Source organism: Mycobacterium sp. NGS59 (assembly GCF_059812345.1).
This window is the reverse complement of record NZ_JCALCN010000014.1, coordinates 63,192-88,076: the sequence shown is the minus strand read 5'-3', so window position 1 is coordinate 88,076 and position 24,885 is coordinate 63,192. Positions and strand designations below refer to the sequence as shown.

At 63.9% G+C, this 24,885-nt stretch carries 25 protein-coding genes and 1 pseudogene; 10 read left to right on the top strand and 16 right to left on the bottom strand.

Annotated elements, in window-relative coordinates:
- Positions 1–2: 2 nt before the first annotated feature.
- From AC5Y46_RS16595 to AC5Y46_RS16555, 9 genes are all read right to left on the bottom strand, one after another.
- The gene (locus tag AC5Y46_RS16595; RefSeq protein ID WP_499992259.1) at positions 3–1,061 is read right to left on the bottom strand and encodes an NAD(P)H-dependent amine dehydrogenase family protein; all 1,059 of its coding nucleotides are present in this window, start codon (positions 1,059–1,061) and stop codon (positions 3–5) included.
- Complete coding sequence (locus AC5Y46_RS16590) at positions 1,058–1,495, bottom strand: hypothetical protein (protein ID WP_499992258.1); 438 nt, start codon at positions 1,493–1,495, stop codon at positions 1,058–1,060. Before AC5Y46_RS16590 ends, AC5Y46_RS16595 begins: the two co-directional genes overlap by 4 nt.
- Positions 1,496–1,514: 19 nt before the next feature.
- Positions 1,515–2,120 (bottom strand): hypothetical protein, encoded by a 606-nt coding sequence (locus AC5Y46_RS16585; protein ID WP_390176192.1) that lies wholly within the window; start codon positions 2,118–2,120, stop codon positions 1,515–1,517.
- An 86-nt stretch (positions 2,121–2,206) separates the two neighbouring features.
- Positions 2,207–2,338 carry a hypothetical protein gene (locus AC5Y46_RS16580; RefSeq protein WP_499944857.1) on the bottom strand — a complete coding sequence of 44 codons (132 nt, stop codon included), beginning with the start codon at positions 2,336–2,338 and terminating at the stop codon, positions 2,207–2,209.
- Between the two features lie 13 nt (positions 2,339–2,351).
- Positions 2,352–3,155 carry a CbbQ/NirQ/NorQ/GpvN family protein gene (locus AC5Y46_RS16575; RefSeq protein ID WP_499992257.1) on the bottom strand — a complete coding sequence of 268 codons (804 nt, stop codon included), beginning with the start codon at positions 3,153–3,155 and terminating at the stop codon, positions 2,352–2,354.
- Positions 3,152–4,654 carry a nitric oxide reductase activation protein NorD gene (locus AC5Y46_RS16570; protein ID WP_499992313.1) on the bottom strand — a complete coding sequence of 501 codons (1,503 nt, stop codon included), beginning with the start codon at positions 4,652–4,654 and terminating at the stop codon, positions 3,152–3,154. Before AC5Y46_RS16570 ends, AC5Y46_RS16575 begins: the two co-directional genes overlap by 4 nt.
- 156 nt (positions 4,655–4,810) lie before the next feature.
- Entirely contained in the window at positions 4,811–5,419 is a 609-nt protein-coding gene (locus AC5Y46_RS16565) for a TetR family transcriptional regulator (protein WP_499992256.1), read from the bottom strand.
- Between the two features lie 154 nt (positions 5,420–5,573).
- Positions 5,574–6,311, bottom strand: a complete 738-nt coding sequence (locus AC5Y46_RS16560; RefSeq protein ID WP_499992255.1) for a hypothetical protein — start codon at positions 6,309–6,311, stop codon at positions 5,574–5,576.
- A gap of 60 nt (positions 6,312–6,371) precedes the next feature.
- Positions 6,372–6,974, bottom strand: coding sequence for a TetR/AcrR family transcriptional regulator (locus AC5Y46_RS16555; protein ID WP_499944866.1), 603 nt, complete (start codon positions 6,972–6,974; stop codon positions 6,372–6,374).
- A gap of 158 nt (positions 6,975–7,132) precedes the next feature.
- Here AC5Y46_RS16555 and AC5Y46_RS16550 point away from each other — a divergent pair, with 158 nt between their 5' ends.
- From AC5Y46_RS16550 to AC5Y46_RS16530, 5 genes are all read left to right on the top strand, one after another.
- On the top strand, positions 7,133–7,921 hold the full coding sequence (locus AC5Y46_RS16550; RefSeq protein ID WP_499992254.1) for an SDR family NAD(P)-dependent oxidoreductase: 789 nt from the start codon (positions 7,133–7,135) through the stop codon (positions 7,919–7,921).
- A gap of 13 nt (positions 7,922–7,934) precedes the next feature.
- Positions 7,935–9,014 carry an NAD(P)H-dependent amine dehydrogenase family protein gene (locus AC5Y46_RS16545; protein WP_499992252.1) on the top strand — a complete coding sequence of 360 codons (1,080 nt, stop codon included), beginning with the start codon at positions 7,935–7,937 and terminating at the stop codon, positions 9,012–9,014.
- Positions 9,015–9,016: 2 nt separating this feature from the next.
- Entirely contained in the window at positions 9,017–10,108 is a 1,092-nt protein-coding gene (locus tag AC5Y46_RS16540) for an NAD(P)H-dependent amine dehydrogenase family protein (RefSeq protein ID WP_499992251.1), read from the top strand.
- Between the two features lie 95 nt (positions 10,109–10,203).
- Positions 10,204–11,748, top strand: coding sequence for a flavin-containing monooxygenase (locus AC5Y46_RS16535; RefSeq protein WP_499992250.1), 1,545 nt, complete (start codon positions 10,204–10,206; stop codon positions 11,746–11,748).
- Between the two features lie 9 nt (positions 11,749–11,757).
- Complete coding sequence (locus AC5Y46_RS16530; protein ID WP_499992248.1) at positions 11,758–12,609, top strand: SDR family NAD(P)-dependent oxidoreductase; 852 nt, start codon at positions 11,758–11,760, stop codon at positions 12,607–12,609.
- Between the two features lie 149 nt (positions 12,610–12,758).
- Here the strand turns inward: AC5Y46_RS16530 and AC5Y46_RS16525 are convergent, their stop codons facing one another.
- From AC5Y46_RS16525 to AC5Y46_RS16515, 3 genes are all read right to left on the bottom strand, one after another.
- Positions 12,759–13,922 (bottom strand): NDMA-dependent alcohol dehydrogenase, encoded by a 1,164-nt coding sequence (locus AC5Y46_RS16525; RefSeq protein WP_499992247.1) that lies wholly within the window; start codon positions 13,920–13,922, stop codon positions 12,759–12,761.
- A gap of 19 nt (positions 13,923–13,941) precedes the next feature.
- Positions 13,942–14,736 carry an SDR family oxidoreductase gene (locus AC5Y46_RS16520; RefSeq protein ID WP_499992246.1) on the bottom strand — a complete coding sequence of 265 codons (795 nt, stop codon included), beginning with the start codon at positions 14,734–14,736 and terminating at the stop codon, positions 13,942–13,944.
- Between the two features lie 173 nt (positions 14,737–14,909).
- Positions 14,910–15,542, bottom strand: a complete 633-nt coding sequence (locus AC5Y46_RS16515) for a TetR/AcrR family transcriptional regulator (protein ID WP_499992245.1) — start codon at positions 15,540–15,542, stop codon at positions 14,910–14,912.
- A gap of 97 nt (positions 15,543–15,639) precedes the next feature.
- Here AC5Y46_RS16515 and AC5Y46_RS16510 point away from each other — a divergent pair, with 97 nt between their 5' ends.
- Positions 15,640–16,785: an ABC transporter substrate-binding protein gene (locus AC5Y46_RS16510; RefSeq protein ID WP_499992244.1), complete on the top strand. Its 1,146-nt coding sequence runs from the start codon at positions 15,640–15,642 to the stop codon at positions 16,783–16,785.
- On the opposite strand, the gene AC5Y46_RS16505 is transcribed toward AC5Y46_RS16510, so the two are convergent.
- Positions 16,756–17,835, bottom strand: coding sequence for an NAD(P)H-dependent amine dehydrogenase family protein (locus AC5Y46_RS16505; protein WP_499992311.1), 1,080 nt, complete (start codon positions 17,833–17,835; stop codon positions 16,756–16,758). The two genes, AC5Y46_RS16510 and AC5Y46_RS16505, sit on opposite strands and share 30 nt — an antisense overlap.
- 127 nt (positions 17,836–17,962) lie before the next feature.
- Between AC5Y46_RS16505 and AC5Y46_RS16500 the strand changes: the two genes are divergently transcribed.
- Both AC5Y46_RS16500 and AC5Y46_RS16495 read left to right on the top strand, forming a co-directional pair.
- Positions 17,963–19,201 (top strand): cytochrome P450, encoded by a 1,239-nt coding sequence (locus AC5Y46_RS16500; RefSeq protein ID WP_499992242.1) that lies wholly within the window; start codon positions 17,963–17,965, stop codon positions 19,199–19,201.
- Positions 19,198–19,449 carry a hypothetical protein gene (locus tag AC5Y46_RS16495; RefSeq protein ID WP_499992239.1) on the top strand — a complete coding sequence of 84 codons (252 nt, stop codon included), beginning with the start codon at positions 19,198–19,200 and terminating at the stop codon, positions 19,447–19,449. The genes AC5Y46_RS16500 and AC5Y46_RS16495 overlap by 4 nt, the downstream gene beginning before the upstream one ends.
- Here AC5Y46_RS16495 and AC5Y46_RS16490 read toward each other — a convergent pair.
- Together AC5Y46_RS16490 and AC5Y46_RS16485 are read right to left on the bottom strand one after the other, a co-directional pair.
- Positions 19,446–20,249 carry an SDR family NAD(P)-dependent oxidoreductase gene (locus AC5Y46_RS16490; RefSeq protein ID WP_499992237.1) on the bottom strand — a complete coding sequence of 268 codons (804 nt, stop codon included), beginning with the start codon at positions 20,247–20,249 and terminating at the stop codon, positions 19,446–19,448. The two genes, AC5Y46_RS16495 and AC5Y46_RS16490, sit on opposite strands and share 4 nt — an antisense overlap.
- A 226-nt stretch (positions 20,250–20,475) precedes the next feature.
- Positions 20,476–22,116 (bottom strand): class I adenylate-forming enzyme family protein, encoded by a 1,641-nt coding sequence (locus AC5Y46_RS16485; RefSeq protein ID WP_499992236.1) that lies wholly within the window; start codon positions 22,114–22,116, stop codon positions 20,476–20,478.
- 194 nt (positions 22,117–22,310) lie between these two features.
- Between AC5Y46_RS16485 and AC5Y46_RS16480 the strand changes: the two are divergent.
- Together AC5Y46_RS16480 and AC5Y46_RS16475 are read left to right on the top strand one after the other, a co-directional pair.
- Positions 22,311–22,439: pseudogene (locus AC5Y46_RS16480) on the top strand (CoA transferase); the annotation flags it as partial.
- Positions 22,440–22,453: 14 nt separating this feature from the next.
- The gene (locus AC5Y46_RS16475; RefSeq protein WP_499992234.1) at positions 22,454–23,680 is read left to right on the top strand and encodes a cytochrome P450; all 1,227 of its coding nucleotides are present in this window, start codon (positions 22,454–22,456) and stop codon (positions 23,678–23,680) included.
- A gap of 9 nt (positions 23,681–23,689) precedes the next feature.
- Here AC5Y46_RS16475 and AC5Y46_RS16470 read toward each other — a convergent pair whose 3' ends face one another.
- Complete coding sequence (locus AC5Y46_RS16470) at positions 23,690–24,883, bottom strand: amidohydrolase family protein (protein ID WP_499992233.1); 1,194 nt, start codon at positions 24,881–24,883, stop codon at positions 23,690–23,692.
- Positions 24,884–24,885 lie beyond the last annotated feature (2 nt).

Below are 24,885 nucleotides of genomic sequence, written 5' to 3'. Positions count from 1 at the left end.
TCTCAGTTGCGTGCCAGCACTCCACGTGGCAGCAGCAGCGGCAGATCGGTGTAGGTGGCGATGCCGGGCGGCGCGGCGACGACGGCGGGTATCGCCGTGATGGGCGGCATGGCGGTGATGGTCAGACCGAGCATGATGTAGTCCTCGAGAGACTCGGCCTGGAAGTCCGGCGGTGGTTCGAAACTCAACGTGCTCTTGATGGTCGGGCGACCTTCGACGGTCACGGTATAGCCGAAGGTGGTCGACCACGCCGGATCCAGCGTTTGGCCCTTGGTCCACACCGCGCGCATCTCGGCGATCTCGCGCCCCGCGGCGATTCCCTTCCACCGCAGGTCGATACCCGCCACGCACCCCTTCTTGATCATCCAGTCGCCGGGCAGCAGCAGATCCTCGGTGGTCTGGGCATAGTCGACTTCGCAACGGTATTCGTCGATTTCGGCGCCGAGGGCGTCGGCGACCAACTGCACCGCCTCGCGGAAGATGCCGGATCCCTTCTCGGTGACGGCGGGAAGATCCGGCTGGTCTATCGGATGGCCGAAGCCCATCGGTATCTCGGTGGCCGGGGAGTTGTAGATGGTGGTGTCGAAGGATTCGACGACGCAGATCCGGTCCACCCGGTCGGCGATGCCGGCCGTGACGACCGCGAGCAACTGTATGAATCCCGGATTGATGCCACTGCCGAATATCGTGGATCCGCCTGTCGCACAGGCTTCGACGATGCGGTCCCGGTCCGGGCCCAATTGATGGCCGGTGATGAACTCGGATGTGGTGACGACGTTGATCCCCGCCCGCAGGATGCGTGTCACCTCGTCGATGTCGGCGAACATCGGGTTGTAGACCACGCAGTCGGGCCGCAGCGCCAGCAGCGCATCGACGTCGTCGGTGGCCCGCACCCCCAGTGTTTCGATGCCGCACAGTTCGCCGACGTCACGGCCCACCTTGTCCGGAGACCAGGCATAGCAACCCACCAGTTCCAGCAGCGAATTGGCTGCGATCGCGTGCACCGATTTGCGGCCGACGTTGCCGGTGGTCCACTGGACGACGCGCAGCTTCCCTGTCACGGTTTCGCGCCGGCCTGCTGCTGCTGGGCGGCCTGACGGGCCAGTCTTTCGTCGTGGATGCGCACCAACTCTCGGAAGCCCAGCCGATGGTATTTCGGCGTCGGCTGGATACCCCAGACGTCGCGTGCGGTGTCCTTGCCTTCGGCGCCCTCGGGCGGCCCCAGCGGCGGGTAGGGGTACTTGCACTCCAGCGCGTCGTCGGAGTAGCGGACCTTGAGCAACTCACTGCAGATCTCGGTGAGACTCAACGTCGGATAGCCGTAGTAGACGGCCATGAATGGCAGCGTGAACGCGCCCTCGACTACCAGCGCGATCAGGCACACCAGAACGGCGCGCTTGATCCACTTGTGCATCCGCGCGTAGTAGGGCGTGGTGCCCGGCGGCAGGTCTTCGACCGCGTCTTTGTCTTCTGCGGCAGGTGTTTTCGTGGTCATGGTTGTGCTCCTCGGGCGCTCAGTCGGAGAAGATTTCGCGGTTGACGGTGTGCAGGTACGGGATCGCGAGGAACGGGGTGATGTAGAAGATGTCGTACAGCCACCAGCCGATCACCGGGAACACCACGCCGGCGTAACGGACGTCGGCGTACATGGTCATGTTGAACACGTAGGCGCACCAGATGACGGTGCCCATCCAGCAGGTGACGATCATCCACTGATGTCCCCAGCGTTTCATCTGCAGGAACCCGATCGCCGCGGCGACCCGCATCGAGAACACGGTGAGGATCAGCCCCGCCACATAGGCCTTTTCGCCCGGTCCCGCCGCGCCGCCGACCCACAGCTCGTTGTAGTGCCAGAAGTAGCCGGCGTCGAACATGTTGCCCCAGCCGATCATCAGCACCCGGTTGATCAAGGTGTGGTTGGCGACCAGATCCAGCGCCCAGCCAAGGCTGTTCAGCATCCCGTCGATCAGCACCAGGTAGCCGATCAGGGTGACGATCATCGGCCGCACCGACAGGCCCGCGCGTAAAGCCTGGCGCTGCAGCCAGACTCCGCGCATGAAGATGGGGAACCCGATCAGGCCGGGCGCCCAGCAGCCCATTAACCCGGCGCCGACGATCATCCACTTGTCGGCGCGGCGTTGCGCGATCCGCGATTCGTCGTCGTGCTCGGTGAGGCTGACGGAGTCGCCGGACGAGACGACCGCGGTCACAGATCCCACCAGCCTCGGGCGAACGACATGTACAGCTGGATGCCGAACATCACCAGCAGGTAGCCGTAGATGAAGATCTGAAAGACGATGAGTGCCTTCTTGCGTTTGCGCTCTTGCTGATCCACCATGCCGTTGCCCTTCCTAGCGGTTTCCGGAGTTCGAGGGTTCGCCTGCAAGCAGGGTCGCCGCGGCGACTTCACGCAGGCCGTCGTTGATCGCCCCGTCGGTACTGAGCGGCGCGAGGATGCAGGCTTCGGCGGCGCTCATCTCGGACGCGCCGGCGGCGATCAGCTTGGCCGTGGTGACCAGCACCCTGGTTGACGGCGGTTCGAAGTGGAACACTTCATCCGCGTTGCGGATGGCGTTGGCGCACTGCACAAGTCGTGTCGCGGTCGCGAGATCCACGCCGGCCTCCGCCACGATCACCTTCGCCTCCTGGTGCGCAGGCAGATATCTCATCGGCAGGGTCGCGAAGCGCTGACGGAAGGACGGCTTGAGCTCTTTGAGCGAGCTGCGGTAGGCGGGATTGTAGGAGCAGACGAGCATGAAAGAGTCCGGCGCCCGGACGACTTCGTCTGCGCGATCCAGGTACAGCGCGCGACGGTGGTCGGTCAGCGAGTGCAGGATCGCCAGCGAGTCGTGCCGGGCTTCCACCACCTCGTCGAGGTAGCAGATGGCACCGGCTTTGACGGCTCTGGTCAGCGGACCATCGGTCCACGACACGTCGCCGCCGGTGACCATGAACCGGCCGACGAGGTCGGAACTGGTCAGGTCGTCATGACAGCTGATGGTGACGACGGGTTGGCTGAGCAGTACCCCCATGTGCTCGACGAAGCGTGTCTTGCCGCATCCGGTCGGCCCGGTGAGCATGACCGGAATGTGTTCGCGGTAAGCCTGTTCGAACAGTTCCACTTCGTTGCCGTTGGCAATGTAGGTGTCTCTCATACGGCGACCAACTCTCGGTGGACGTGCGCGAGCACGCGCGGCAGTTCCTCGACTCGCCTGATCCGTCTCGATCGGCGGGACCCGAACACTTCTGGCAGCGGGTCGACGCGGGTGGGTCCCACGCCCACGTAATAGACGGAGACGCCGGCGTCGTTGGCTTCCTCGACCGCGTGCGCCACGTCGGCCCAGGCATAGCGGCCCTCGTAGCCCTCGTCGGACATCAACCCGTCGCCGATCACGATGAGCAGACGACGTTCGGAGGGCTGCGCCAGCAGCCGCGAGGTCAGGTGGCGGATCGGTGCGCCGAGCCGGGTGTAGCCGCCGGTCATCAGCCCGAGGCTGCCCGGCGCGACGAAGCGGCCGTCCCGAAAGTCCTTGAGGCAGCGCACTTCCACGCGATGGCGGGTGTTTCCGGTGAACACGAAGATGCCGTGCCGTTCGCGGGCCAGCGTCATCGCGCGAGACAGCGCGTCGGCGCATTCCAGTTCCAGGCGGAATATGCGGCCGCCGTGCACGCCCAGCGATGAGCTTCCGTCGAGTAGCAGCGCGGTGGTGACGTCGCGGCTGCTGGGCAGCAGTTCCCGAAAGATCCGGGGCTCGCTGGCTTGGCTGGTCATCATGTCGATGTAGTGGCGGACGTACTGGTCGACATCGAGGTCGGATCCGTCTTCGAGCCGGTTCGTCATCGCGCGATGTGTGTGTTCCTCGAACCACTTCCGCAGGTTCTCGGCTATCGGTGCCGGATGGCCGGTGCGAGCGGCGGGCGGAAGTTCCAGCACCGCGACGTGATCGGCGAGAAAGGTCTTTGTCCATCCGTTCCATTCCGGATACGGAATGCCCTGCCTGCGTTCGGGACTGACGTCCAGGTCGTTGTCCTCGGGGCGACTCGGCGGCGGCAGATTGGGGTTGCGCACACCACCGTCGCCGCCCACCGGCACCGAGTAGGGACGGGGATGTCGCTGCTGGGTGGTGGTCCACGGCATTCTGCCGAATCGTTTGATCGCACTGGCCAGTCCGCGTGCGCTCGTCTGCGTGCGCGGCAGCATGCCGAGCAGCGGGTGCTCGACGATCTGCTGTCCGGACCGCGCCAGGGCGATCGCGAGGTCGAACATCGCCCGCGCATCCAGATCCGGATCGCCGACGGGCACATCGGGCAGCACCCGTTCGACCTCGGGCATCAGGCCGGGCCATCGAGCGGCGACCCAACCCAGGGCCACACCGGCCTCGACAAGCGCCAGCGCACGGTGCTCGCGCGACGACAGGTCGTTCAGCCGGTAGTGCGCCAAGCGGTCTTTGGACGGCGAACATTGCAGCGCTACCCCGCAAGTCAGCGTCCGGCGCGTCCAGTCGCGGGCCAACGCCGGGTAGGGGACATGGACGAGGTCCAGCGCCATGCTCACCCCGAAGCCGCGCCTGGCTCCCGTCATGAGACGGGCGCCACCACGACGCTGCTCACTGAGCGCCACCGCGGTCAACGCGCAGCTACGCTCTATCGCCATCGCCGACGAGTCGGTGGTCTCGGCCACGTGGTCAGAACGTCCCGATGTTGGAAAACATCCAGTACCAGAACCAGATGATCAAACCGGTTCCGCCCCATGCGGCGACGTACCGCAACAGCTCCCAAACCATGTCCATGGGTGGTGTCTCCTTATCGGTTACTTCCGGGGCTCCAAGCTGCGGACCGCGGTCGCGATCAGCTCGGCCAGCATGGTGTCGCGAGCGGTCCCGGACGATGTGGTGCTCAGCGCGCCGTAGATGCCGAGCAGGAACAAGACCGCACTACAGAACGGGTTTACCTCCGCATGTACTTCACCGCGGTCCCGTGCGCGCTGGATCTCCCTGACCAGTAACACGATTACCGGGTGATCCGTCCACTCCTCGTCGCGGTTGGGACGCGTCGGCGAGAAGTGAATGCCCAGGAAGTCTTTGAACAGGGGCCCGCCGAGCCGCTGTTCGAGGCCGACCACCAATCGCGCCACCTCCGTCAAGACCGCCGCGAGGTCGTGAGTTTCGTCGAGAAAGCGTCCCAATTCGCCGGCGAGGCGGACCTCTTCGCGATTCTCGAGCTCCAACAGGACGTGTTCCTTGGTGGGGAAGTGAAAGAAGAATGTGCCGTGCGCGACCCCGGCGGCACTGATGATCGCACTGATCTCGGCGGCGGCCATTCCGCAACGCTGGAACTCGGCGAGCGCCGCACCCAGCACCCGCTGGCGGGTCTGCAGCCGCTGTGCTTCGCGTACGGACGTTCTGATCTGTGCCGTCATCGTGTGCTCTTTGTAGACCTTTTACTGACCCAAGTCAATAGATTACGAAGCGGCCGGTGATGGTCGGATGGACGAAATCGGCCTGCATATGCCAGGTTTTGGGCGCACGCTGCCGTTGCACTGTTGTCGAATGTCATGACATCAGTCAACGAAGTCAGTCGGAGAAGATCTCTCGGTTGACCGTGTGCAGGTAGGGGATCGCCAGAAACGGCGTGATGTAGAAGATGTCGTAGAGCCACCAACCGACGACGGGGAGTATGACACCGGCGAAGCGCACGTCGGCGTACATGGTCATGTTGAACACGTAGCCGATCCAGATCACCACACCCATCCAGCAGGTGACGACCATCCACTGGTGCCCCCACCGCTTCATCTGCAGGAAACCGATCCCGGCGGCGATGCGCATGGTGAAGACGGTCAGGATCAGACCGACTTCCCACCCCTTTTCACCCGGGCCGGCCGCGCCGCCTATCCAGAGTTCGTTGAAATGCCAGAAGTAGCCGGCGTCGAACATATTGCCCCAGCCCACCAACAACACTCGGCCCAGCAGGGTGTGGTTGCCCACCATGTCCAGCGCCCAGCCCACGGTGTTGATGGCGGCATCGATGATCACGAGGTAACCGAGCAGGGTGACAAGCATGGGCCGCACGGACAATCCCGCCCGCTGCGCCCGCCGTAGCAACCAGACTCCCCGCAGGAACAGGGGGAGGCCGAAGATCCCGAGCGCGGCCGTGCCGATCAACAGGGATCCCGAGATCAGCCACTTGTCCGCCCGGCGCTGCGCGAGCTGCGATTCCTCCATGTGCTCGTCGAAGGACAGCCCGTCGCGGCCACCGGCAGTGGTTCCGTTGTCCCCGTTGGAGCGGCGAAAGCTCAATGTGGGCAGATTCAATTTTCCTCCCTCAACCCCGCTTGTTCTAGTCCACAAACTGACTGAGGTCAACAGCACGGTTCAGCAGGTTGTCATACTCTGCATCGTTCGGGCCACGTAGTCGTCCAGCATCGCGTCGCGGGTCGGCCACGTGTTCGTGGTGATCAGCAACGCGTACAAGCCGAGCAGGAAGAACACCGCGCTGTTCATCGGGATGACATCGACAGCTACGCCGCCGCGTTGCTGTGCCTGCTCGATCTCCCGGGCCACCGCCATGATCACCGGGTGGTCCCTGCCATCCTCCGCCGGTGGGCGGGTCTGCGAGAAGTGCAGCGCCAGAAAGTCTTTGAACAGCTCTTCACCTAGCCGCCGTTCCAGTCCGGAGACCAGCCGGACGGCTTCGCGAAGGGCACCCTCCAGATCATGCTCGGTGTCCAGAAACCGGGCGAACTGGTTCGCGATGCGTTGTTCCTCCCGGTGCTCGAGTTCGAGCAACACGTGTTCCTTGGTGGGAAAGTGGAAGAAGAAGGTGCCGTGCGCGACACCGGCCGCCGTCACGATCGCCGCGACATCCGCTTCGGCCATACCGGATCGCTTGAATTCCGCGACCGCGGCACCGAGTAGCCGCTCCCGCGTCTGCAGACGCTTGGTCTCACGCGCTGAGATCTTGTTGCTGGCCGTCATTATCCGATCTGATTCCTCGTCAAACCCGACTGCAAACAGTAGCGCGCCGGCGTCGTCCAAGCCAGCCAGCAAGCTGGCGCGCTGTGTAGTCCATCGTTGACTTAAGTCAGTTTGAGTCGTTAGATGATGTCGACGTCACCGCGGGCCGAGGAGCAGGGATGGCACTGGAGCAGTTCAACTTGGACGGACAGGTCGCCATCGTCACCGGCGCCGGGAAGGGCGTCGGACAGGGCATCGCCAGGGTCCTGGCCGAGGCGGGTGCGACCGTGGTGGGTACCGCGCGTACGGAGTCCGACATCGTGGCCACCATCGACGGCATCGAGGCGGCCGGCGGAAAGGGGTTGGCGCTGGTCGCCGACGCGATGAGTCGTCCCGACGGAGAACGCGTCGTCTCGACCGCCATGGAGAAATTCGGTCACATCGACATCCTGATCAACAACGTCGGCGGGGCAACGTACGCAAGGTTTCTCGATATCACCGACGAAGATTTCCAGCTCGCTTTCGACTGGTGCGTGACGTCTACGTTCATCATGAGCCAGCTCGTCGCACCGCACATGATCGAAGCCGGACACGGCAACATCGTCAATATCTCCTCGGGCTCAGCGCGTTTCGGCATCCGCGCGCTGGCCGCGTACTGCACCGCCAAGGGAGCCCTGGAAGCCTTGACCCGCGCGATGGCCCAAGAACTGGCCCCGAAGATCCGGGTCAATGCCATCGCGCTCGGTTCGTTCGCCACCGACGGGCTGCAGTCGAGCCTGGATTTGATGCCGGGGTCGCTGGAGAAGATGCAGGAGGCGACGCCGCTGCACCGGCTGGGCAATGTCGAGGACCTGGGGCGTCTGTGCGTGTACCTGAGCACGCGTGACTGCTACGCCACGAATGCGATCTTCCACGTGGACGGCGGAATCGAGTCGAACAACTCGCCGTTGCCGATCCCTGACTACTAAAGGAAGGCTGCCGATGCGCAGAGTGATCCAGTTCTCCACCGGGAACGTCGGCCGACATTCGTTGCGGGCCATCATCGGACGGCCGGACCTCGAGCTGGTCGGAGTTCACGCCTCGGGCCCCGCGAAAGTCGGTAGAGACGCCGCCGAATTGTGCGGGTTGAACGAACCAACCGGCGTCACGGCCACCGACGACGTCGATGCCCTGGTGGCCCTCGGGGCCGACTGCGTGGTCTATACGGCGCTCGGCGAGACACGGCCGATGGAAGTCATCGACCAGCTGACCAAGTTTCTGGCGGCAGGCATCAATGTGGTTGGCACGTCGTTGGTTTGGCTTGCGAATCCACGGCAGGCCGATGAGTGGCTACGGGAGCCGCTGCAGCGGGCGTGCGAGGCCGGCAACGCGTCGCTGTATGTGAACGGCATCGACCCAGGGTTCTCCGGGGACACCCTGGTGTACTCGGCGTGCAGCCTCACGACCCGCGTCTCCTCGATCATCGTCCAGGAGATCTTCGACTACGCAAATTACGACGACTACGAATTTACAGGCACTTCAATGGGTTTCGGTCTGAAACCGGATGACGATCCGCCTATGCTCTTCCTGCCTGGTGTCGTGGTATCCATGTTCGGCGGCGCGGTCCGGAATCTGGCGGACCATCTCGGGATCACCCTCGACGAGGTGCGGCAACGCGATGAACGCTGGTTCACCCCGGAGCCCATCGACTGCATCATGATGAAAGTGGAGCCGGGCGGAATGGCCGCGGTCCGGTTCGCCGCCGAAGGCGTCGTCGACGGGCAACCGGTGATCACCCTCGAGCACATCACGAGACTCACCAGCGCCGCGGCACCCGACTGGCCCTACCCGCCCGACGGCCAACCCGGGGTACACCGCGTCGTCGCCGAGGGAGAACCTCGGATAGAGATCAACACATATGTCTCGCATCCGGTACTCGATACGACAGACGCCGGCTGCATCTCCACCGCCGCCCGGGCGGTGAACGTCATCGACTGGGTTTGTCGTGCCCCGGCGGGATTGATTGCCGCGGACGAGATTCCGCCGGCGGAGGCACTCCGCGGTCTCATGTGGAAGGAGTAGCGATGACGCAGACCGCGAACAAGAAGTATCGCGTCATCCAGTGGGGCATCGGCAATGTGGGAACGCTGGCGTTGCGCCATTTCGCCGACAACCCCGTCTACGAGGTCGTCGGCGTGCTCTGTAGCCGCCCCGAGAAGGTAGGCAAGGACGCCGGTGAACTCGTGGGAGTCGCTCCGTTCGGTGTGCTCGCGACAACCGACAAGTCAGCTCTCGAAGCGCTGGATGCGGACTGTGTGTTCTACGCGCCGTTGTGGTCCGACATCGACGAAATCTGCCGCCTCCTTCGTGGCGGCAAGAATGTCGTCGCCTCCGGTGGCGCCTGGTGGTACCGAACCGAGACGAACGCCGCCGACATCGACAAGATAGAAGAGGCCTGCCGGGAGGGCGGCACGTCATTTCACGGCGGCGGGATCCATCCCGGGTTTGCCGCGGACCTGCTGGTGCTGACGCTGTGCCGGATCGCGAGCCGGATCGACCGCATCCATATCTATGAAGTGGTGAACTTCAACAAGGACACGCTCAAATACCTCGACGAAATGGGGTTCGGAAAAGATCCCGTCGAGTTCGAAGCGGGGAATCTGTTCGGAGCCGCCTGGCCCTTGTTCGCGCAGTCGCTGACCATGGTGGTGGACGGCGTGGGCAAGACTGTCGAGAAGTTCACGACGGAGACCAAGGTGGGAGTGGCCACCCGCGACATTCCTTACGAGGGAACCGAAGAAATGGACATGCCCGGGTTGAAGGGAGTCATCAAGAAGGGCACGGTGGCCGCCCAGCAACACGAATGGACGGCGTGGGTGGACGGCCGGCCCTTCATCACGCTGCACGAGAGATACGCGTTCATCGAGCACGACGCCATCGACCCCCGTCCCGACTGGGACGGCTACTACCACTACCGCCTGGTGGTGGAGGGCGACGTGTCCACCGAGCTGATTCTGCGTGGTGCCGCCGACGAACACGGTGACCACGGAAACCCCGGCTACACCTGGACGGCGATGGGACCCGTCAATGCGATCCCGGCGGTCTGCGACGCGCCGCCGGGGTTCCTCACCCACAAGGAACTCGGACTGGTGACACTGCGCGGCGTGGTGCGCTAGCCGGCCAATTTTCGGGTTTGCTGTGAACTCCTTTTAACGAGGTCTCTCGTTGGGTACCTACCGAAGGGTCGGGTACGGGCTTCGGGAGGTTCACAGTGACGGCGAGTCCCAGCGCACAGGCGGCGCGATCCGAGTTGCCCCGCCACACCAGGATCGCGATCGTGGGCAGCGGCTTTTCCGGTCTGGGGGCGGCAGTCAAACTCAGCGAGGCCGGTCACCAGGATTTCGTCGTGCTCGAACGCGGTGACGATGTCGGCGGCACCTGGCGCGACAACACCTACCCGGGCGCGGCCTGTGACGTGCCGTCGCACCTGTACTCGTATTCGTTTGCCCTGAACCCGAATTGGACACGTTCCTTCTCCACTCAACCGGAGATCCAGGACTACATTCGCGGTGTCGCGGAGAAGTCCGGAGTGCTGGATCGCCACGTCTTCGGCTGCCATGTGAAACGGGCGGCATGGAGCGAACAGAACAATGTGTGGGAGCTGTCGACCTCGAAGGGCGACCTGACAGCCGATGTGCTGATCGGTGGCTTCGGCGCGCTGGCCGAGCCGTCACTGCCTGACATCCCCGGTATCGACGACTTCGCCGGCACGTTGTTCCACTCCGCGCAGTGGAACCACGACGCCGACTTGACCGGGAAACGTGTCGCGGTGATCGGCACGGGCGCCTCGGCGATTCAGTTGGTCCCGGCCATCGTCGACAAGGTCGCCCACATCGACGTCTATCAGCGCACCGCGCCGTGGCTGCTGCCCCGATTCGACCGGCCGTTCACGCGACCGGAACGATGGGCATTCCGCAAGATCCCCGGCTTGCTCCGGCTGGCCCGTGCCGGCATCTACACGGCACGCGAAACCCAGGTCGTCGGATTGGCCAAGTACCCGAAGATGATGAAGCCCTTCGAGTTGATCTCGCGCGCCAAGATCCGGCTGGAAATCAAAGATCCCGAGCTGCGGCGCAAGGTGACACCGAACTTCCGGATCGGTTGCAAACGAATGCTGATCGCCAACGACTGGTACCGGGCCCTGGACCGTGACCATGTCGATCTGGTGACCGAGGGCATCCGTGAGATCGACGGGAACAAGATCGTCACCAAGGACGGCTCCGCACGCGAAGTCGACGCACTGGTGGTGGCGACCGGGTTCCATGTCACCGATTCACCGATGTTCGACACCATCTGCGGCAGCGACGGGCGCAGCCTGAGCAAAGTCTTCGCCGAGGAGGGAATGCGTGCCTACAAGGGCTGCGCGATTTCCGGTTTCCCGAATCTGTTCGTGCTGGTCGGTCCCAACACGGGCCTCGGGCACACGTCGATGGTCTACATGATCGAATCCCAGCTGAACTATGTCGTCGACGCCGTCGACACCATGACCCGCGAAGGCATCACCCGCCTCGAGGTGCGGCCGGACATCCAGGACCGCTACAACGAGGAACTGCAGCGCAAGCTCGCGGGATCGGTCTGGATGACGGGGGGGTGCGCCAGTTGGTACCTGGACGCGCAGGGCAACAACACGACCTTGTGGCCGGACTTCACTTTCCGCTTCCGGCAACGACTCAAGCGCTTCGACACCGACGCCTATCAAACGTCGTCGAAGGCTGATGTGCAGCCAAGTCTGGCCCTCAACGGTCAAGCCCGGTAGCGGCCACCGATGGGATCGGTCAAAGGCAAGGTTGCGGTCGTCACCGGCGCCGGCTCGGGTATCGGCCGGGCTCTGGCCGTCGGCTTGGCACGGCGCGGCGCCCGACTGGCGCTTTCCGACGTCAACAAGGAAGGTCTGGCCGAAACCGCCGGGCAGACCAGAGATCTCGGAGCTGACACGCACGAAGACGTTCTCGACGTCAGCAATCGCGAGGCAGTCACCGATTACGCCGCGTCGATCGTGGACCACTATGGAGTGGTCCACCAGCTCTACAACAACGCGGGTGTCGCGGGCGGTGCGGCGCCGGTCGTCGACTGCGACTACGAGACCTACGAGCGGATCATCGGGATCAACCTGTGGGGCGTGATCAACGGGACGAAAGCGTTCCTGCCGCACCTGATCGCGTCGGGCGACGGGCACGTCGTCAACGTCTCCAGTCTCAACGGGCTGATGGCGCAGGCCTCGATGAGTGCTTACTGCACAAGCAAATTCGCGGTCCGCGGCTTCACCGAGTCACTGCGGGCCGAGATGCTGGCGGCCGGCCACCCGGTTCAGGTCATGGTCGTCCATCCCGGCGGTATCCGCACCAACATCGCCACCGCGGCACTCGACGAGGCCAAACGGGCCGGCAAGGAGCTCAGTCCCGAGCAGCTCAAGCGGGCCGAGGCCTACAACGAGAAACTGTTGAAGATGTCGCCGGAGAAGGCAGCCGAGGGCATCCTGAAAGCCGTGGAAGCCAATCGGGGCCGAGTGCTCATCGGCAACGACGCACGGGGTGTCGACCTGTTGGTGCGACTGCTGCCGCGCCACTACCCGCGGCTGGCCGTGTGGTGGGAGGAACGCACCTTCGGCAAGTCATGAGGCCCCACGCGCCAGACGAAACCGCTGCATGACCATGTCCAGGATTTCCGGGGTCAACATGCCGCCGGCGTATTCGACCCAGCACCAGCTGCGTGACGGCGTTCGGCCGGACGGATCGCGAAGTCGATGCTAGGCATGTGTCATCCCAGTCACTCGAATGCGATCACGCCGCGAATGTTCTTGCCCGCCCGAAGGTCCTTCATCGCTTCGTTGATGTCGTCGAGTTTGTACTTCTGGGTGATGAGCTCGTCCAGCTTGATCAGGCCCGCCTCGTACATCGACAGCAGACGGGGCATGGCTTCGCGCGGATTCATCTCGCCGTAGAGAGCGCCCTTGAACGTCTTGCAGGAGTAGATCATGTCGGTCAGGACCATCGGCACCATCAACTCGGTGAGCTTGGGCACCCCGGTCAGTACACAGGTGCCCCCTTTGCGTACCAACATCATGGCGATCAGCACCATGTCCGCTGGGACGACGTTCGGCGTGAGAATGACCCGGTCGGCCATCACGCCCCAGGTGATCTCGCTGACCAGTTCCAGTGCGGCGCCGGTGTCGACGGCGGTGTGGGTGGCCCCGAAGGCCGGTGCCATTTGCCGTTTGAACTCGTTCGGGTCGACCGCCACAATGTGCTTGGCGCCGGCGACCTTCGCCCCTTGGACCGCGTTCATGCCGACTCCGCCGACGCCGATCACCACGACGGTGTCGCCGGCTTCGGTACCCGCGGCCACCGAACCCGACCCGAATCCCGTTGTGACACCGCAGGAAACCAGGCAGGCGGCATCCAGGGGGATCCAGTCGTGCACCTTGACCAGTGACCGCTCGGAGGCCACCACGTATTCGGAGAAGGTGCCGACCTGCATCATCGCCATCAGGTCTTCGCCGTCGAGGTGGCGCCGGTGAGTGCCGTCGGTGGTCATGGCCTTGCTGTGGATGTCGGCACCGACGTCGCACAAATAGGTGCGGCCCGTGGTACACCACCGGCAGTTGCCGCAGGCGGGAAGAAACGAGACAGCAACGTGATCACCGGGTTTCAAGGTCCCGACCTCGGGCCCAACCGCTTCGACGACGCCGGATCCCTCGTGGCCACCGAGCAGAGGGAACCATTCGGGCACCGGACGGCCCGCTGCCCGCATCATCTCCTCCATCTCCGGGGTGGGCACACTGTCACCGGTGTAAAAGTGCTCGTCGGAGTGACAGATGCCTGCGTAGGACATCTTGACGAGGACCTCACCGGCATGCGGCGGGTCGAGTTCGATTTCTGTTACGTCCCAGTCGAATCCGACTCCACGCAGCACCGCTGCTTTGGACTTCATCGCCGTCTCCCTCGGGTCGTCACCATTTGCGGAGTTCCTTGACTGCGCTGGAAGCGCGCGGAGCGAGTGTCAGATAGGGAATGAAACCGCTGTTACCGCAACGGATTACGTTGTCCACGACGTCGGTCAGATGCTCGGCGTCGATGAGGCCGCCCAGCATGTATTTGTTTTCCATCCAAAATCGGATGGACTTCTCCAGGACGTCGGGATCCCAGTTCTTGTTGAACTCGGTCATCGAGTCGCCGGCGCCGCCGAGGCTGTCGCCCACGGCCAGGCGGGTGAAGCCGATCTCCGGGTGTTCGATGCGCCACGCCTCGACCAGCTTGTCGAGCGCCCCCTTGGTGACGGCATAGGACCCGAGCATCGGCCATGGCGTGGTGTAGGACGCGCTCAGCGAGGAAAGGTAGACGGCCGAACCGCCCGTCGCGGCCAAGTGGGGCGCGGCGGCCGCGGTGACCAGGGACGCTCCGGTGACGTTGGTGGCGAACAACAGTGCCCATTGTTCTGCCGTCACCTCTTGCAACGGCGCCAGAACGCCCATCCCCGTCGTGTACACCAGGGCATCCAGACCGCCCAGCGCGTCGACGACCTCAGTGATTGCCTCGCGGCAGATTTCGGCGACGGTGACATCACACGCAACGGCCACCGCGCCGTTGCCCGCTTCCTTCGCGGCGTCGACCAACCTGTCGTACCGACGTGCCAGCAGTGCAACCTGGTTGCCGCGCTGGGCAAGCCCGGTGCCGATGCACCGGCCCAGGCCTGCCGAAGCCCCGACCACCGCGACCCGCAACGGCCGATCCCGACCGCTAGACATGGTGGTTCGCCCTGTTCGTGCCGGTCGGGCCGTGGATCATGGGTCGAGGCTGCACGAGTCTCCTTATGCAGTGGGTGGAAGCGAACGTATCAGCGCCCGGAGGGGCGGTATCTGGTTTTCGGAAGCAAACATTTCCGCACATCCGAGTCGGTTGCAAGACTTGAGCCAATGAATCACCGCCGCAGGACTTTTCGGGGTTGGACCGCAAAACTGAGCAGGAGACGGTCGAGGATCTGGGCGGCTCTGCGACGAGCCCGGTTGGGATGTGCGGCATGCGCGACGAGTCTGGAGGCTTCCTCGAGCGCGGCGACGATCATGTGGGTGAGCTCCTCGATCGGCTGGTCGTCGATGATCCCGTCGGCGATCGCCGCGCGGACCATTTCGTTGATAAGAGCGATGCTGTTGCTCTCCTGAATGCTGCGCAGGGTCTGCCAGCCCAGCACCACCGGCCCGTCGACGAGCATCACCCGCTGAACTTCGGGTTCCAGTGCCGCGTCCAGGAAGCCGTGTAATCCGCGGGTGAGCCGTTCCCAGGGGTCCGCACCGGGCGGCGGAGCGGCGATGGAACGCAAGGTGAGGTCGTTCTCCACTTCCTCGAACACGGCGCGGAACAGTTCGGCCTTGTCCTTGAAATGGTGGTAGAAGGCGCCGCGCGTGCCGACGCCCGACCTGGTCACCAGGTCGCCGATGCTCGTCTTGAAATATCCCTGCGCCACAAACAATTCCCGGCCGGCGGCGACGAGGTCGCGCCTGGTCCGGTCGCCGCGCGCGCGGCGCTCGTCGTGGGAACCGCCCCGCTGCGCCATGCCGATGATCGTAACAACATTCAGCTTGTATGTTGAGCTCTGGCTGAATGCGCCGCGGCGCCGTTCGACGCAACATTCGTGATGTATGTTGCCGAGTATGGCAGACGGTGGGGTTCGCGCATACGGGTCGGTCGCACCATTGAAGGTGGGGTTGCTCAACGACTATCCGACGAGCGGCGACACCGACAACAACACCGTGGCCGCGCTGCGACTGGCGCTGGACGAAGCGCTGGAATCCAGACTGATCGACCGACCGGTCGAGCTGATTCAGCGCAACGTCGTCGGGCTTCCCAACGGCACCTATCACGCCGTGGAACGCGGCTTCGACGAATTGGTGGCCGAAGGGTGCCTGGCCATTTTCGGACCCTGGGTCTCCGACAATGTGGTGCCGCTGCGGTCGCACGTCGATGCGACGGCCAAGGTGCCGATCCTGACCTTGTCGGGATCGGAAAACGCGCTGGGCGAGTGGTGCTTCGCATTGAACAACGGGTCGATGGGCGAGGAGCCGGTGATGCTGGCCGCGGTACTGATCGGTGACGGTCATTCGCGGATCGCCATCGCCTACGAGGCGTCGCTGATCGGCAAGGAGTATCTGTCGTTTGCGGAAAAAGCCTATGCTGCAGCGGGTTTGAATGTCGCCACCACTGTTGCCATCCCACAGGTAGAGGCTGACAAGACCGAGGCGGTGGCTGCGCTGCGTGCCGCCGAACCCGATGCCCTGGTCCACGTCGGGTTCGGGCACGGGTTGTGGGGATTCAGCGACGCACTGCTGGCCGCGGGCTGGGATCCCGCCCGGTACACCACGACCGCGTTCGAAATGGCTCACATCAACGCCGAATGGATGCGTCACCTCTCGGGCTGGGTCGGTTTGGACAGCTACGACGAGCGCAATGCGGTCGGCCAGGCTTTCCTGGACCGGTTCGAGGAGCGCTACGGTCGGCGGCCGGGACATTCCATGCCGGGTCTGTCCTACGACGCGGCGACCGTCATCGTGCGCGGGCTGGCGGCGGCTCGCCCGCTGACCGGCGAAGGCGTCAAGCATGGAATCGAGCAGGTGAAACTCATACCGTCGGCGAGTGGGGCGCCCGGGACATTTCTGCGGTTCGGCCGCTACATCCGGCAAGGTTGGTTGGGGTCGGACTATCTGGTGGCCCGGCGCGTGCTGCCGGACGGTTCGGCACACGTCTTTCATGCCGCGCCGAGTGAGCACATTTCACGCGCGGTCGGGGTCACGTTCGGCTAGCTGGATCGCACCGAACACCGGCGCAGTCACGATTCCGGACGGTTGATCCAGCACATACGGAATCGCGCGCACCGCTCCCATGGCGATCATCAGGTGACCTGGCATGGCGTGCTGGCCCGTGGGCAACTGTCCGTCCCAGCCGACGTCGAGTTGCAGTTCGAAGCTGGGGACGCCCTTGATGACCGCGCGAATCAATGGCGCCTTCTCGCCCGGCGCCAGCGGCGCCATGCCCCACTGCGGTAGCTCGCGCGTCAGCACCCATTCTTCGTGGATGGCCAGCAGCGGTCGGCCCGACCAGTGGCCTACCCAGGAGAACCGCTGTCCCACAACAGTTCCGGCCTCGATCGTGCCGGCGAGCACCTCGATGTCGTGGGGCAGCGTGGTGGCGTCCACCGACACGTCGATGTGCGACAGGGCGATTCCCAGGACGTCGGCGGTGGCGTTGAGCGCCTGCCGGTAGGCCATGTCGAGCTTCTTGATGATGGGCGAGTCGACGGTGACGTCCTCGGGAGGACGGCCCATGCCCATCAGGTCGACCAGCATCGGACGGCTGGGGACGGCCGACACGTCGGTGGCTTCGTAGAGATCGATGCGATCGATGGTCTTGCTCAGCCCGGTCACAGTCGCGACGAGTCGCTCGAACATGAAGCCCGGGTTCTCACCCGCGGCGTGGAACCGTGACCCGCCCGTCCGGCAGGCCGCCACGAACGCGGCCTCGGTGTCGGCGCCGTAGGTGGGCAGGTGGTTGTAGGAGGTAGTCGTGATGACGTTGCTGCCGGCCGCCAGCAGTCGGCAGATGTCTTCGGCGTTGGTCTCGACGGTGTGCGCTTTGCTGGCGGCGTGCACGACGACATCCGCCTTCAGCGCGACGATTTCGTCCTTGTCCGTGGTGGCCGCCACTCCGGTGGTAGGCGGTAGTCCGCACAATTCCCCGGCGTCCAGGCCGGCCTTGGCGGGGTCATACACCAGCACCCCGACCAGTTGATAATCAGGATTCTCGATGAGCTCCTGTAACGCGGCGCGGCCTACCGCGCCGGTGGCCCATTGCACGACTCGAATGGCCAATCGAATGCTCCAGGTTGCTTTTTGGGGTTTCGGCTCGCCGCTGGTTGGTTCAACATACATCATGTAGGTTTGCAACCGACGAGCTGTAGGTTGATGCGCGGCAGGAGGCTGCATGACAGAACGGGCGGTCACCGACGGCATCGATCAGCGCATCCGTGAAGCGCAGGCGAAGTTCAACGCCGGCATGGGTGCCGACGGCGACGCCACCCCGTATCCGCTGTTGCGTGAGCTGCGTGCCAGAGGTGCGGTGCACCCGGGGTGGCCGGAGATGGGCGTACCCGAAGACATGGGGAACGGGCGCAAAACGTACACCGCATACTCGTTCGACGCCGTCAAAAGCGTCTTCACCGACAACATCACCTTCAGCACACGGTGCTACGAAGACGTGGTGCGGCCGTTGCAGGGGCCGACGATCCTGGAGATGCAGGAGCCTGAGCACGCGATCTATCGCAGGTTGCACGAGTTCGCGTTCGCGCGTTCATCCATGAAACGTTGGGACGCCGAACTTGTGGGCCCGTTGGTCGATCGCACCATCGCAAAGATTCGTGACGACGGACGGTCCGATCTGGTGGATGCGGTCTTCATGCCGATTCCGGTGCGGGTGATCGCGGCCCTACTCGGGTTGCCCGAGTCCGATATCGGCGAATTCCATCGACTGGCGATTGACCTGCTGGGCTTCCGCGGCGACATGGCAGCCGCGATGAAGGCCTCCGCGGAGATGAAAGAGTATTTCACCGGAGTGCTGGCCGACCGGCGCAAGTCGCCGAAGGACGATATGGTGACCATCCTGTCGCAGGCCGAGATCGACGGCGTCAAGATGTCCGACGAGCAGATCTATGGGTTCATGCGCAATCTGTTGCCGGCGGGTGCGGAAACCACGTCGCGGTCGACGGCCAGTCTGGCGATGGCGCTACTGACTCACCCCGATCAGCTTGACGCGGTTCGCGACGACCGAAATCTGTTGCCGCAGGCCATCGAAGAGGGCATCAGGTGGGAGACCCCGCTGTTGAACTTCATGCGCGAAGTGACTCTTGACGTCGAGTTCTTCGGGGTGAACATCCCCAAGGGCGCAACGATGATGCTGAATCTCGGTAGCGCCAACCACGACGAAACCCGCTGGGAAAACGCCGAATCTTTCGACATCTTTCGAGAACGCAAGCCGCACATCGGGTTCGGTCACGGTGCACACGTGTGTCTGGGCATGCACCTGGCGAGGTTGGAAAGCATCAAGATCTTCACCGCCCTGTTCGACGAATTGCCGGGCCTGAGACTCGATCCCGGTGCGGCTCGGCCATATGTGACCGGCACCATGTTCCGCTCACCGCCCCGACTCGACGTGGTGTGGGGATGACACGCGTCATCCAATGGGCGACCGGCATCACCGGCATGATGTCGCTGCGGCACGTCCTGACCCGCCCAGACCTGGAACTGGTGGGCGTTCGGGTGTACGACACAGAAAAAGCGGGGGTCGACGCCGGCACGCTGTGTGGGCTGCCGGAGGCGGGAATCCCCCTTGCTCTGACGGGCGGACCGGTGCCGGTAGTCCCGTGCGCCGCATGGGATTCACGTGACGGCCGTGACAAGCGTTGTCGGAGCTAGACGAAGTCCGAACCGCCGTCGACGTTGACGGTCGCGCCTGTCACGTAGCCGTTGCGGCGGGATGCCAGGTAAGTGGTGACCGACGCGATCTCCTCGGGCAGCCCGGCACGGCCGATGTCGCAGGGGTGACCGTACGTGTTCTCGACCCACGTCATCACGTCGTGCGGATTCGAAGAATCGAGACCGTCGGCGGCCAGCACATCCTTGAGGATCTCGGTGAAACTGGCCGTCACGATCGTTCCCGGACAGACGCAGTTGGCCAGGATCCCCTCGGCTCCAAGGCTTTTCGACAGATTCTTGGTAAAGCTGGACAGCGCCGACTTCACGGCTGTATAGGCGACCAGGCGTGCGCTCTGACGTTGAATCGAGTGCGCGGACAGGGTGACGATGCGCGCCCAGTCGGCGGATCGGAGCATCGGCAGCGCAGCCCGAACCGAACGTACCGCCGACATGGTGCCCAGATCGAAGGCGGCGTGCCAGTCGTCGTCGTCGAGGTCATCGAACGCACCTGCGCTCGGACCGACGGTGTGCACCAGCACATTCAGACTGCCCCACGCATCGCGCACCGAGGCGAAACCGGACTCGATAGATTGCGCATCGGCCATGTCGACGCTGATCGGCAGCACCCGCGGCGCCCCGGCAGCGCTGATGCGTCCGGCCGCGGACTCGAGCGCGGATTGACCGCGCGCCATGATCGCCACCGAAGCGCCTTCGGCGCCCAGGGTTTCGGCGATCGCCAGTCCCATTCCCTTGCTGCCTCCCGTGACGACGGCCGTCGCGCCCTGGAAACCCAAGTCCATGAATCCTCCGATCAATCGAGTCCCTGCCAACATAGCGACCTTGTTTGCGTTTCGTGCCAACGCATATTTTTGGCCTGGGGGTCGAGTTGAATCCGTTGACCCAGAATCCGCAATCGCCGATAGGCGGGTACCGGCGCGAGCGGGCTCGGGACTGGTGTCATTCGCCGTGCTGGCGGCTCTGCGCGTCGCAGGACTCTCCGGCGGGCAAGCCGGGACCCTTCTACCGTTAGCCGCGTTGCCGCGCAGAGTGATGCCCAAGCGTTCGCAGCATCTCGCTGAGTTGCTGTGCCAACGCGGACTTCTTGACCTTGCCGGTCGCGGTGAACGGCAACTCGTGCTTGGCGGCGACCCAGATGAATCTCGGCACTTTGTAGGCGGACAACCGGCTGCGCAATTGCTCGCGCAAGGCTTCGCCGTCCAATAGCGATGCCCCGCGCGGTACCACCGCCGCGGCAACGACTGTCCCGCGGCCGGGGTGCTCGGCCCCCACCACGTATGCCTCCAGCACGCCTTCGCAATCGGCAAGCGCGAGCTCGACTTCGGCGGGGGTGACGTTGGTACCGCCACCGGTCTTGATCAACTCGCCCAACCGGCCGGTGAAAGTGATCCAGCCGTCGTCGTACGCGACGCCGCAGTCGCCGGTGCGGTAGTAGCCATCAGCTGTGAACACCTCCTCACGTTCACATTTATGCAAGCGCTGCATCAACGAATAACCGCGAACCCAGATTTCGCCAGGCGTGCCGCGGGGCACCGGTTGCCCGGTGGCGGGATCGACCAAGAGGTGAGTGAGTCCCTCGATCGAAACTCCGCCGGTTCCCGACCGGTCGGGCGGCTGCGGTACGTAGGGATCGACTCCGATGTGATTGCCGCACAATTCGGTCATACCCAACGCGTTGGGTCCCGCCGGACGACGTTGCGGCGGCACCATCGCGGGCATGCTGGTGCGCTGCACCGACTTCAGATTGCGGCAAGCGAATTCGGGGTGCTCGGCCAGAGACTTACCCTGTTGCGGCCAACCCAGGGTGATGGTCGCTTGGTAGCGCTCGATGAGTTCCAATGCCTCTGGCGCGTCGAATGCCGGCTGGGTCACCAGCGTCGCGCCGTGGTGGATCACCGCGTGCAGGCCGGTGATCAATCCACCCACCCAGAAGAACGGCATGGCGGTGAACAGAACGTCGTCGCGTGTGACGCCGTAGGTGAAGGTGAGGTTGTAGGTATGGCGAACCAGAGCGCCCTGGGTGTGGACGGGACCTTTCGGGTCACCGGTGCTGCCGGAGGTATAGACGATCGACACCTCATCGGCGGGCGTGACGCAGGATTCCACGTCGATCAGAAAGTCTGCCTCGGTACCCGACAGCGTGCCTTCAGTTTTCAGCATCGTGGTCCAGCCCCGCGCCATTGACCCGAACACGGCGACAGTGCGCAGGAAAGGCGCAGTGCGAACCGCGATCCGACCGGGGTTGCGTTGTTCGGACAGTCCCGGCAGCGCTTCCTCCAGCCTCGCCAGGAAGTCGTTGTTGCGGAAACTCGGCCACGTCAGAATGGCTTTGAGATCGGCGTGGCGAATGGCCCATGCCAACTCGGATGACTTCTGGAAGGTGTTCAGCGGGACGGCGACCGCGCCGACGCGGGTGGTGGCAAACCAGGCAAGTGCCCAGTCGACACAGTTGGGCAGCAGGATCCCGACGTGGTCGCCCTTGCCGATCCCTTCGGCCATCAGCGCGCTCGCCAGGGTGGCGGAGCGCTGATCCAGCGCGGTGTAGGTCAATTCCTGGTCGCAGACGATCAGGAAGGGCTTGTCGCCGAAACGTGCCGCACCGGATCTCACCAGCTCCGGAATGGTGGGCGAGATATTCGGAAACGGCACATACGCAGGATAGTAGGTTTCGCGAAAGCCGAGAACATCGGTTCTCACGAGCGGATAGAACGCGGTGATGGCGAGCGGCTGTCGGCCGGTCCGTGAAGCACGCGTCCTCACATTGGTTACGATCAGGGTAGAACTGCCATTCTCAGAACATGCAGACGTATGTTTTTGATGCCACGTAACCATCGGAGGGCAACATTCCCGTCGACGAGGTACTCAGCGGCGTCCGCGCATTGGAGGTTGCCGCCTGGACTTTCGTACCGTCGGCCGGGGCAGTGCTGGCCGAGTGGGGCGCGGAGGTCATCAAAGTGGAACCACGCGACGGGGCGATCTTATGAGCGTGCCGTCACCACAGGCCGTCTCCGGTGATTCCCTGGACTTTGACCCGTTCTCGGAGGACTTCTTCAACGGGGCGTTCGACACCTACCGACGTCTTCGTGACGAAGCGCCGGTGTACCACAACGCCAAATGGGACTTCTGGGCCCTGAGCCGCTACCACGACGTCGCTCCCGCCACCAAGGATCACGAAACCTACTCGTCGGCCAAGGGCGCGACGCTGGACATGGTGAAGGCCCATGACAACGCGATCCCGGTGCCCAAGGTGATCATCTCGATGGATCCGCCCGAGCATCAGAAGATGCGCAGGCTGGTGAGCAACGTGTTCACCCCCCGTGCCATCGCGGCGCTGGAAGACATGGTGCGCGAAAAGGTCTACGAACGCATCGAAGCTCTCGACCCCACATCCTTCGACGCGGTGGCGGATTTCTCGGCACTGTTTCCGAACGAGGTCATCACGACCATGCTGGGGGTACCAAAACAGGACCGCGACCAGATCCGGGTCTGGCTCGACCTGCTGTTGGAACGCCATCCCGGCGACATCGCCACCACCAGAACGGGTTACGAGGCCTCAGTCAAGACGGGTGTCTACTACTACAACCTGGTTCAGCAGCGCCGCGCCGAACCGCAGGACGACATGATCAGCCGCCTCATCGAGACCGAGATCGAACGCGACGGCCAGATCGAGAAACTCACCGATGTGGACATCACCGGATTCGCCACCATGCTCGGCGGAGCCGGCGCCGAGACGGTGACCAAGCTCATCGGCAACGCCATGGTTGCGTTTGCCGACTTTCCCGACCAGTGGCAGAAGTTGCGTGCGGACCGCAGCAAGATCCCCGCGGCGATCGAGGAACTACTGCGCTACGAGGCGCCGTCCCAGTACCAGATCCGCACCGCGACAAGCGATGTGACGTTGCACGGCACGACGATCCCCGAAGGCGCCGCCGTTCTGCTGGTGACGGGTTCAGCGACCCGCGACGAGCGGATGTTCCCCGATCCGGACCGGCTGGATATCGACCGGGAACGTAAGATGGGCTTCAATCTCGCGTTCGGCTACGGCGTGCACAGCTGTCTGGGGGCGGCGCTGGCGCGAATGGAAAGCCGCATTGCACTGGACGCTCTACTGGACCTCGTCCCCGAGTACGAGGTTGACCGCCGCGGGTTGCGCCGGGTGGCGATGTCCAACGTCTGCGGCTGGTCGAACGTACCCGTGCGCCGGCGGGACTGAACCGGCGATTCAGACGGGAACTTTGATTCCCAACTGCTCCATCGCGTTGCCGCCCATGATCTTTGCCCTCGCCGACTCAGAAAATCCCTCGAGCCTGTCGACGAAACTCAACGGGTCACCGATGCCCTCCGGGTGCGGAAAATCTGAGCCGAACATGACGTGGTCTTCGCCCATGATGTCGACGATTCCCTTGAGGTCGTCTTCCAGGAACGGGTGAATGTAGATGTTGCGCTTGAACACCTCGACCGGATGCTCGTCGAACTCCTTCGGCATGATCCGGTAGGCGGTGTTCAGTTGCTCCAGCAGGTTTCTGACCCAGCCGCTGCCGTTCTCCACGCACAGGATCTTCAGGTCAGGGAAGCGCGACAGCGCACCATGACAGATCATCGCCGCCAAGGTGTCCTCGATCGCGCGGTGACCCATCACCACCTCGCGCAGCGCGCTCGGTTTGAACGACAGGTACTCGTCACCGCCCTCCCACTCCATGAGGTGCTTCTGGTAACCGCTGTCTGAGGCGTGCATGGTGACCGGCATCCCGACCTTCACCACCTCTTCCCAGAACGGGTCGAACTCGGGCAGGCCCATGGAGCGCGACCCGCCGAAACGGCTGGGCACCGGAGCCGGGCGGACCAGGAAGGTCTTCATACCGCGTTCAAGACCCCAGTGGAACTCCCTGATGGCCTCCTCCACGAGGGGCAGGCAGATCACCGGGGTCGCGAAAATACGGTCCTGGTAGTCGAATGTCCAGTGTTCGTGCATCCATTCGTTGAGCGCGTGGATGATGGCATGGGTGAGAACCACGTCGTCGGTGGTCCGTTCCTCGATCAGGCTCGCCAGGGTGGGATACATCACGCAGCGGTCTATGCCGAGGTCGTCCATCAGCTCGAGCCGGGGGCCGGGCGACTGGTAGGCGGGTATGACATCCATTGCCTCGCCGACGAATTCACGGAACGTCAGCCCTTCGGGATTGTTGCCGAGAAAGTAATCTTCGGCGCTGCCCGGCCTGGCTACCCGCGCGAACGTCGGGTTGGGGATCATGTGGCTGATGTGGTCTTTGACGACGAGTTTGGGCCGGCCGTTGACCTCGACATAACCGACCTTGCCGCGGTGTTGTTTCGGGAGGTATTTGGTGAGCGCATCCGTTGTCTCGTACATGTGGTTGTCGATATCGAAAACCGGGTACGGCAAAACGCGGGCAGGCATGT

Coding starts and splice junctions, on each gene's coding strand:
- AC5Y46_RS16470 (WP_499992233.1), bottom strand. CDS start 24,883: ATGCCTGCCCGCGTTTTGCCGTACCCGGTTTTCGATATCGACAACCAC.
- AC5Y46_RS16495 (WP_499992239.1), top strand. CDS start 19,198: ATGACACGCGTCATCCAATGGGCGACCGGCATCACCGGCATGATGTCG.
- AC5Y46_RS16540 (WP_499992251.1), top strand. CDS start 9,017: ATGACGCAGACCGCGAACAAGAAGTATCGCGTCATCCAGTGGGGCATC.
- AC5Y46_RS16575 (WP_499992257.1), bottom strand. CDS start 3,155: ATGAGAGACACCTACATTGCCAACGGCAACGAAGTGGAACTGTTCGAA.
- AC5Y46_RS16570 (WP_499992313.1), bottom strand. CDS start 4,654: ATGGCGATAGAGCGTAGCTGCGCGTTGACCGCGGTGGCGCTCAGTGAG.
- AC5Y46_RS16530 (WP_499992248.1), top strand. CDS start 11,758: ATGGGATCGGTCAAAGGCAAGGTTGCGGTCGTCACCGGCGCCGGCTCG.
- AC5Y46_RS16500 (WP_499992242.1), top strand. CDS start 17,963: ATGACAGAACGGGCGGTCACCGACGGCATCGATCAGCGCATCCGTGAA.
- AC5Y46_RS16525 (WP_499992247.1), bottom strand. CDS start 13,922: ATGAAGTCCAAAGCAGCGGTGCTGCGTGGAGTCGGATTCGACTGGGAC.
- AC5Y46_RS16515 (WP_499992245.1), bottom strand. CDS start 15,542: ATGGCGCAGCGGGGCGGTTCCCACGACGAGCGCCGCGCGCGCGGCGAC.
- AC5Y46_RS16585 (WP_390176192.1), bottom strand. CDS start 2,120: ATGATCGTCGGCGCCGGGTTAATGGGCTGCTGGGCGCCCGGCCTGATC.
- AC5Y46_RS16590 (WP_499992258.1), bottom strand. CDS start 1,495: ATGACCACGAAAACACCTGCCGCAGAAGACAAAGACGCGGTCGAAGAC.
- AC5Y46_RS16545 (WP_499992252.1), top strand. CDS start 7,935: ATGCGCAGAGTGATCCAGTTCTCCACCGGGAACGTCGGCCGACATTCG.
- AC5Y46_RS16520 (WP_499992246.1), bottom strand. CDS start 14,736: ATGTCTAGCGGTCGGGATCGGCCGTTGCGGGTCGCGGTGGTCGGGGCT.
- AC5Y46_RS16565 (WP_499992256.1), bottom strand. CDS start 5,419: ATGACGGCACAGATCAGAACGTCCGTACGCGAAGCACAGCGGCTGCAG.
- AC5Y46_RS16555 (WP_499944866.1), bottom strand. CDS start 6,974: ATGACGGCCAGCAACAAGATCTCAGCGCGTGAGACCAAGCGTCTGCAG.
- AC5Y46_RS16550 (WP_499992254.1), top strand. CDS start 7,133: ATGGCACTGGAGCAGTTCAACTTGGACGGACAGGTCGCCATCGTCACC.
- AC5Y46_RS16490 (WP_499992237.1), bottom strand. CDS start 20,249: ATGGACTTGGGTTTCCAGGGCGCGACGGCCGTCGTCACGGGAGGCAGC.
- AC5Y46_RS16580 (WP_499944857.1), bottom strand. CDS start 2,338: ATGGTGGATCAGCAAGAGCGCAAACGCAAGAAGGCACTCATCGTCTTT.
- AC5Y46_RS16510 (WP_499992244.1), top strand. CDS start 15,640: ATGGCAGACGGTGGGGTTCGCGCATACGGGTCGGTCGCACCATTGAAG.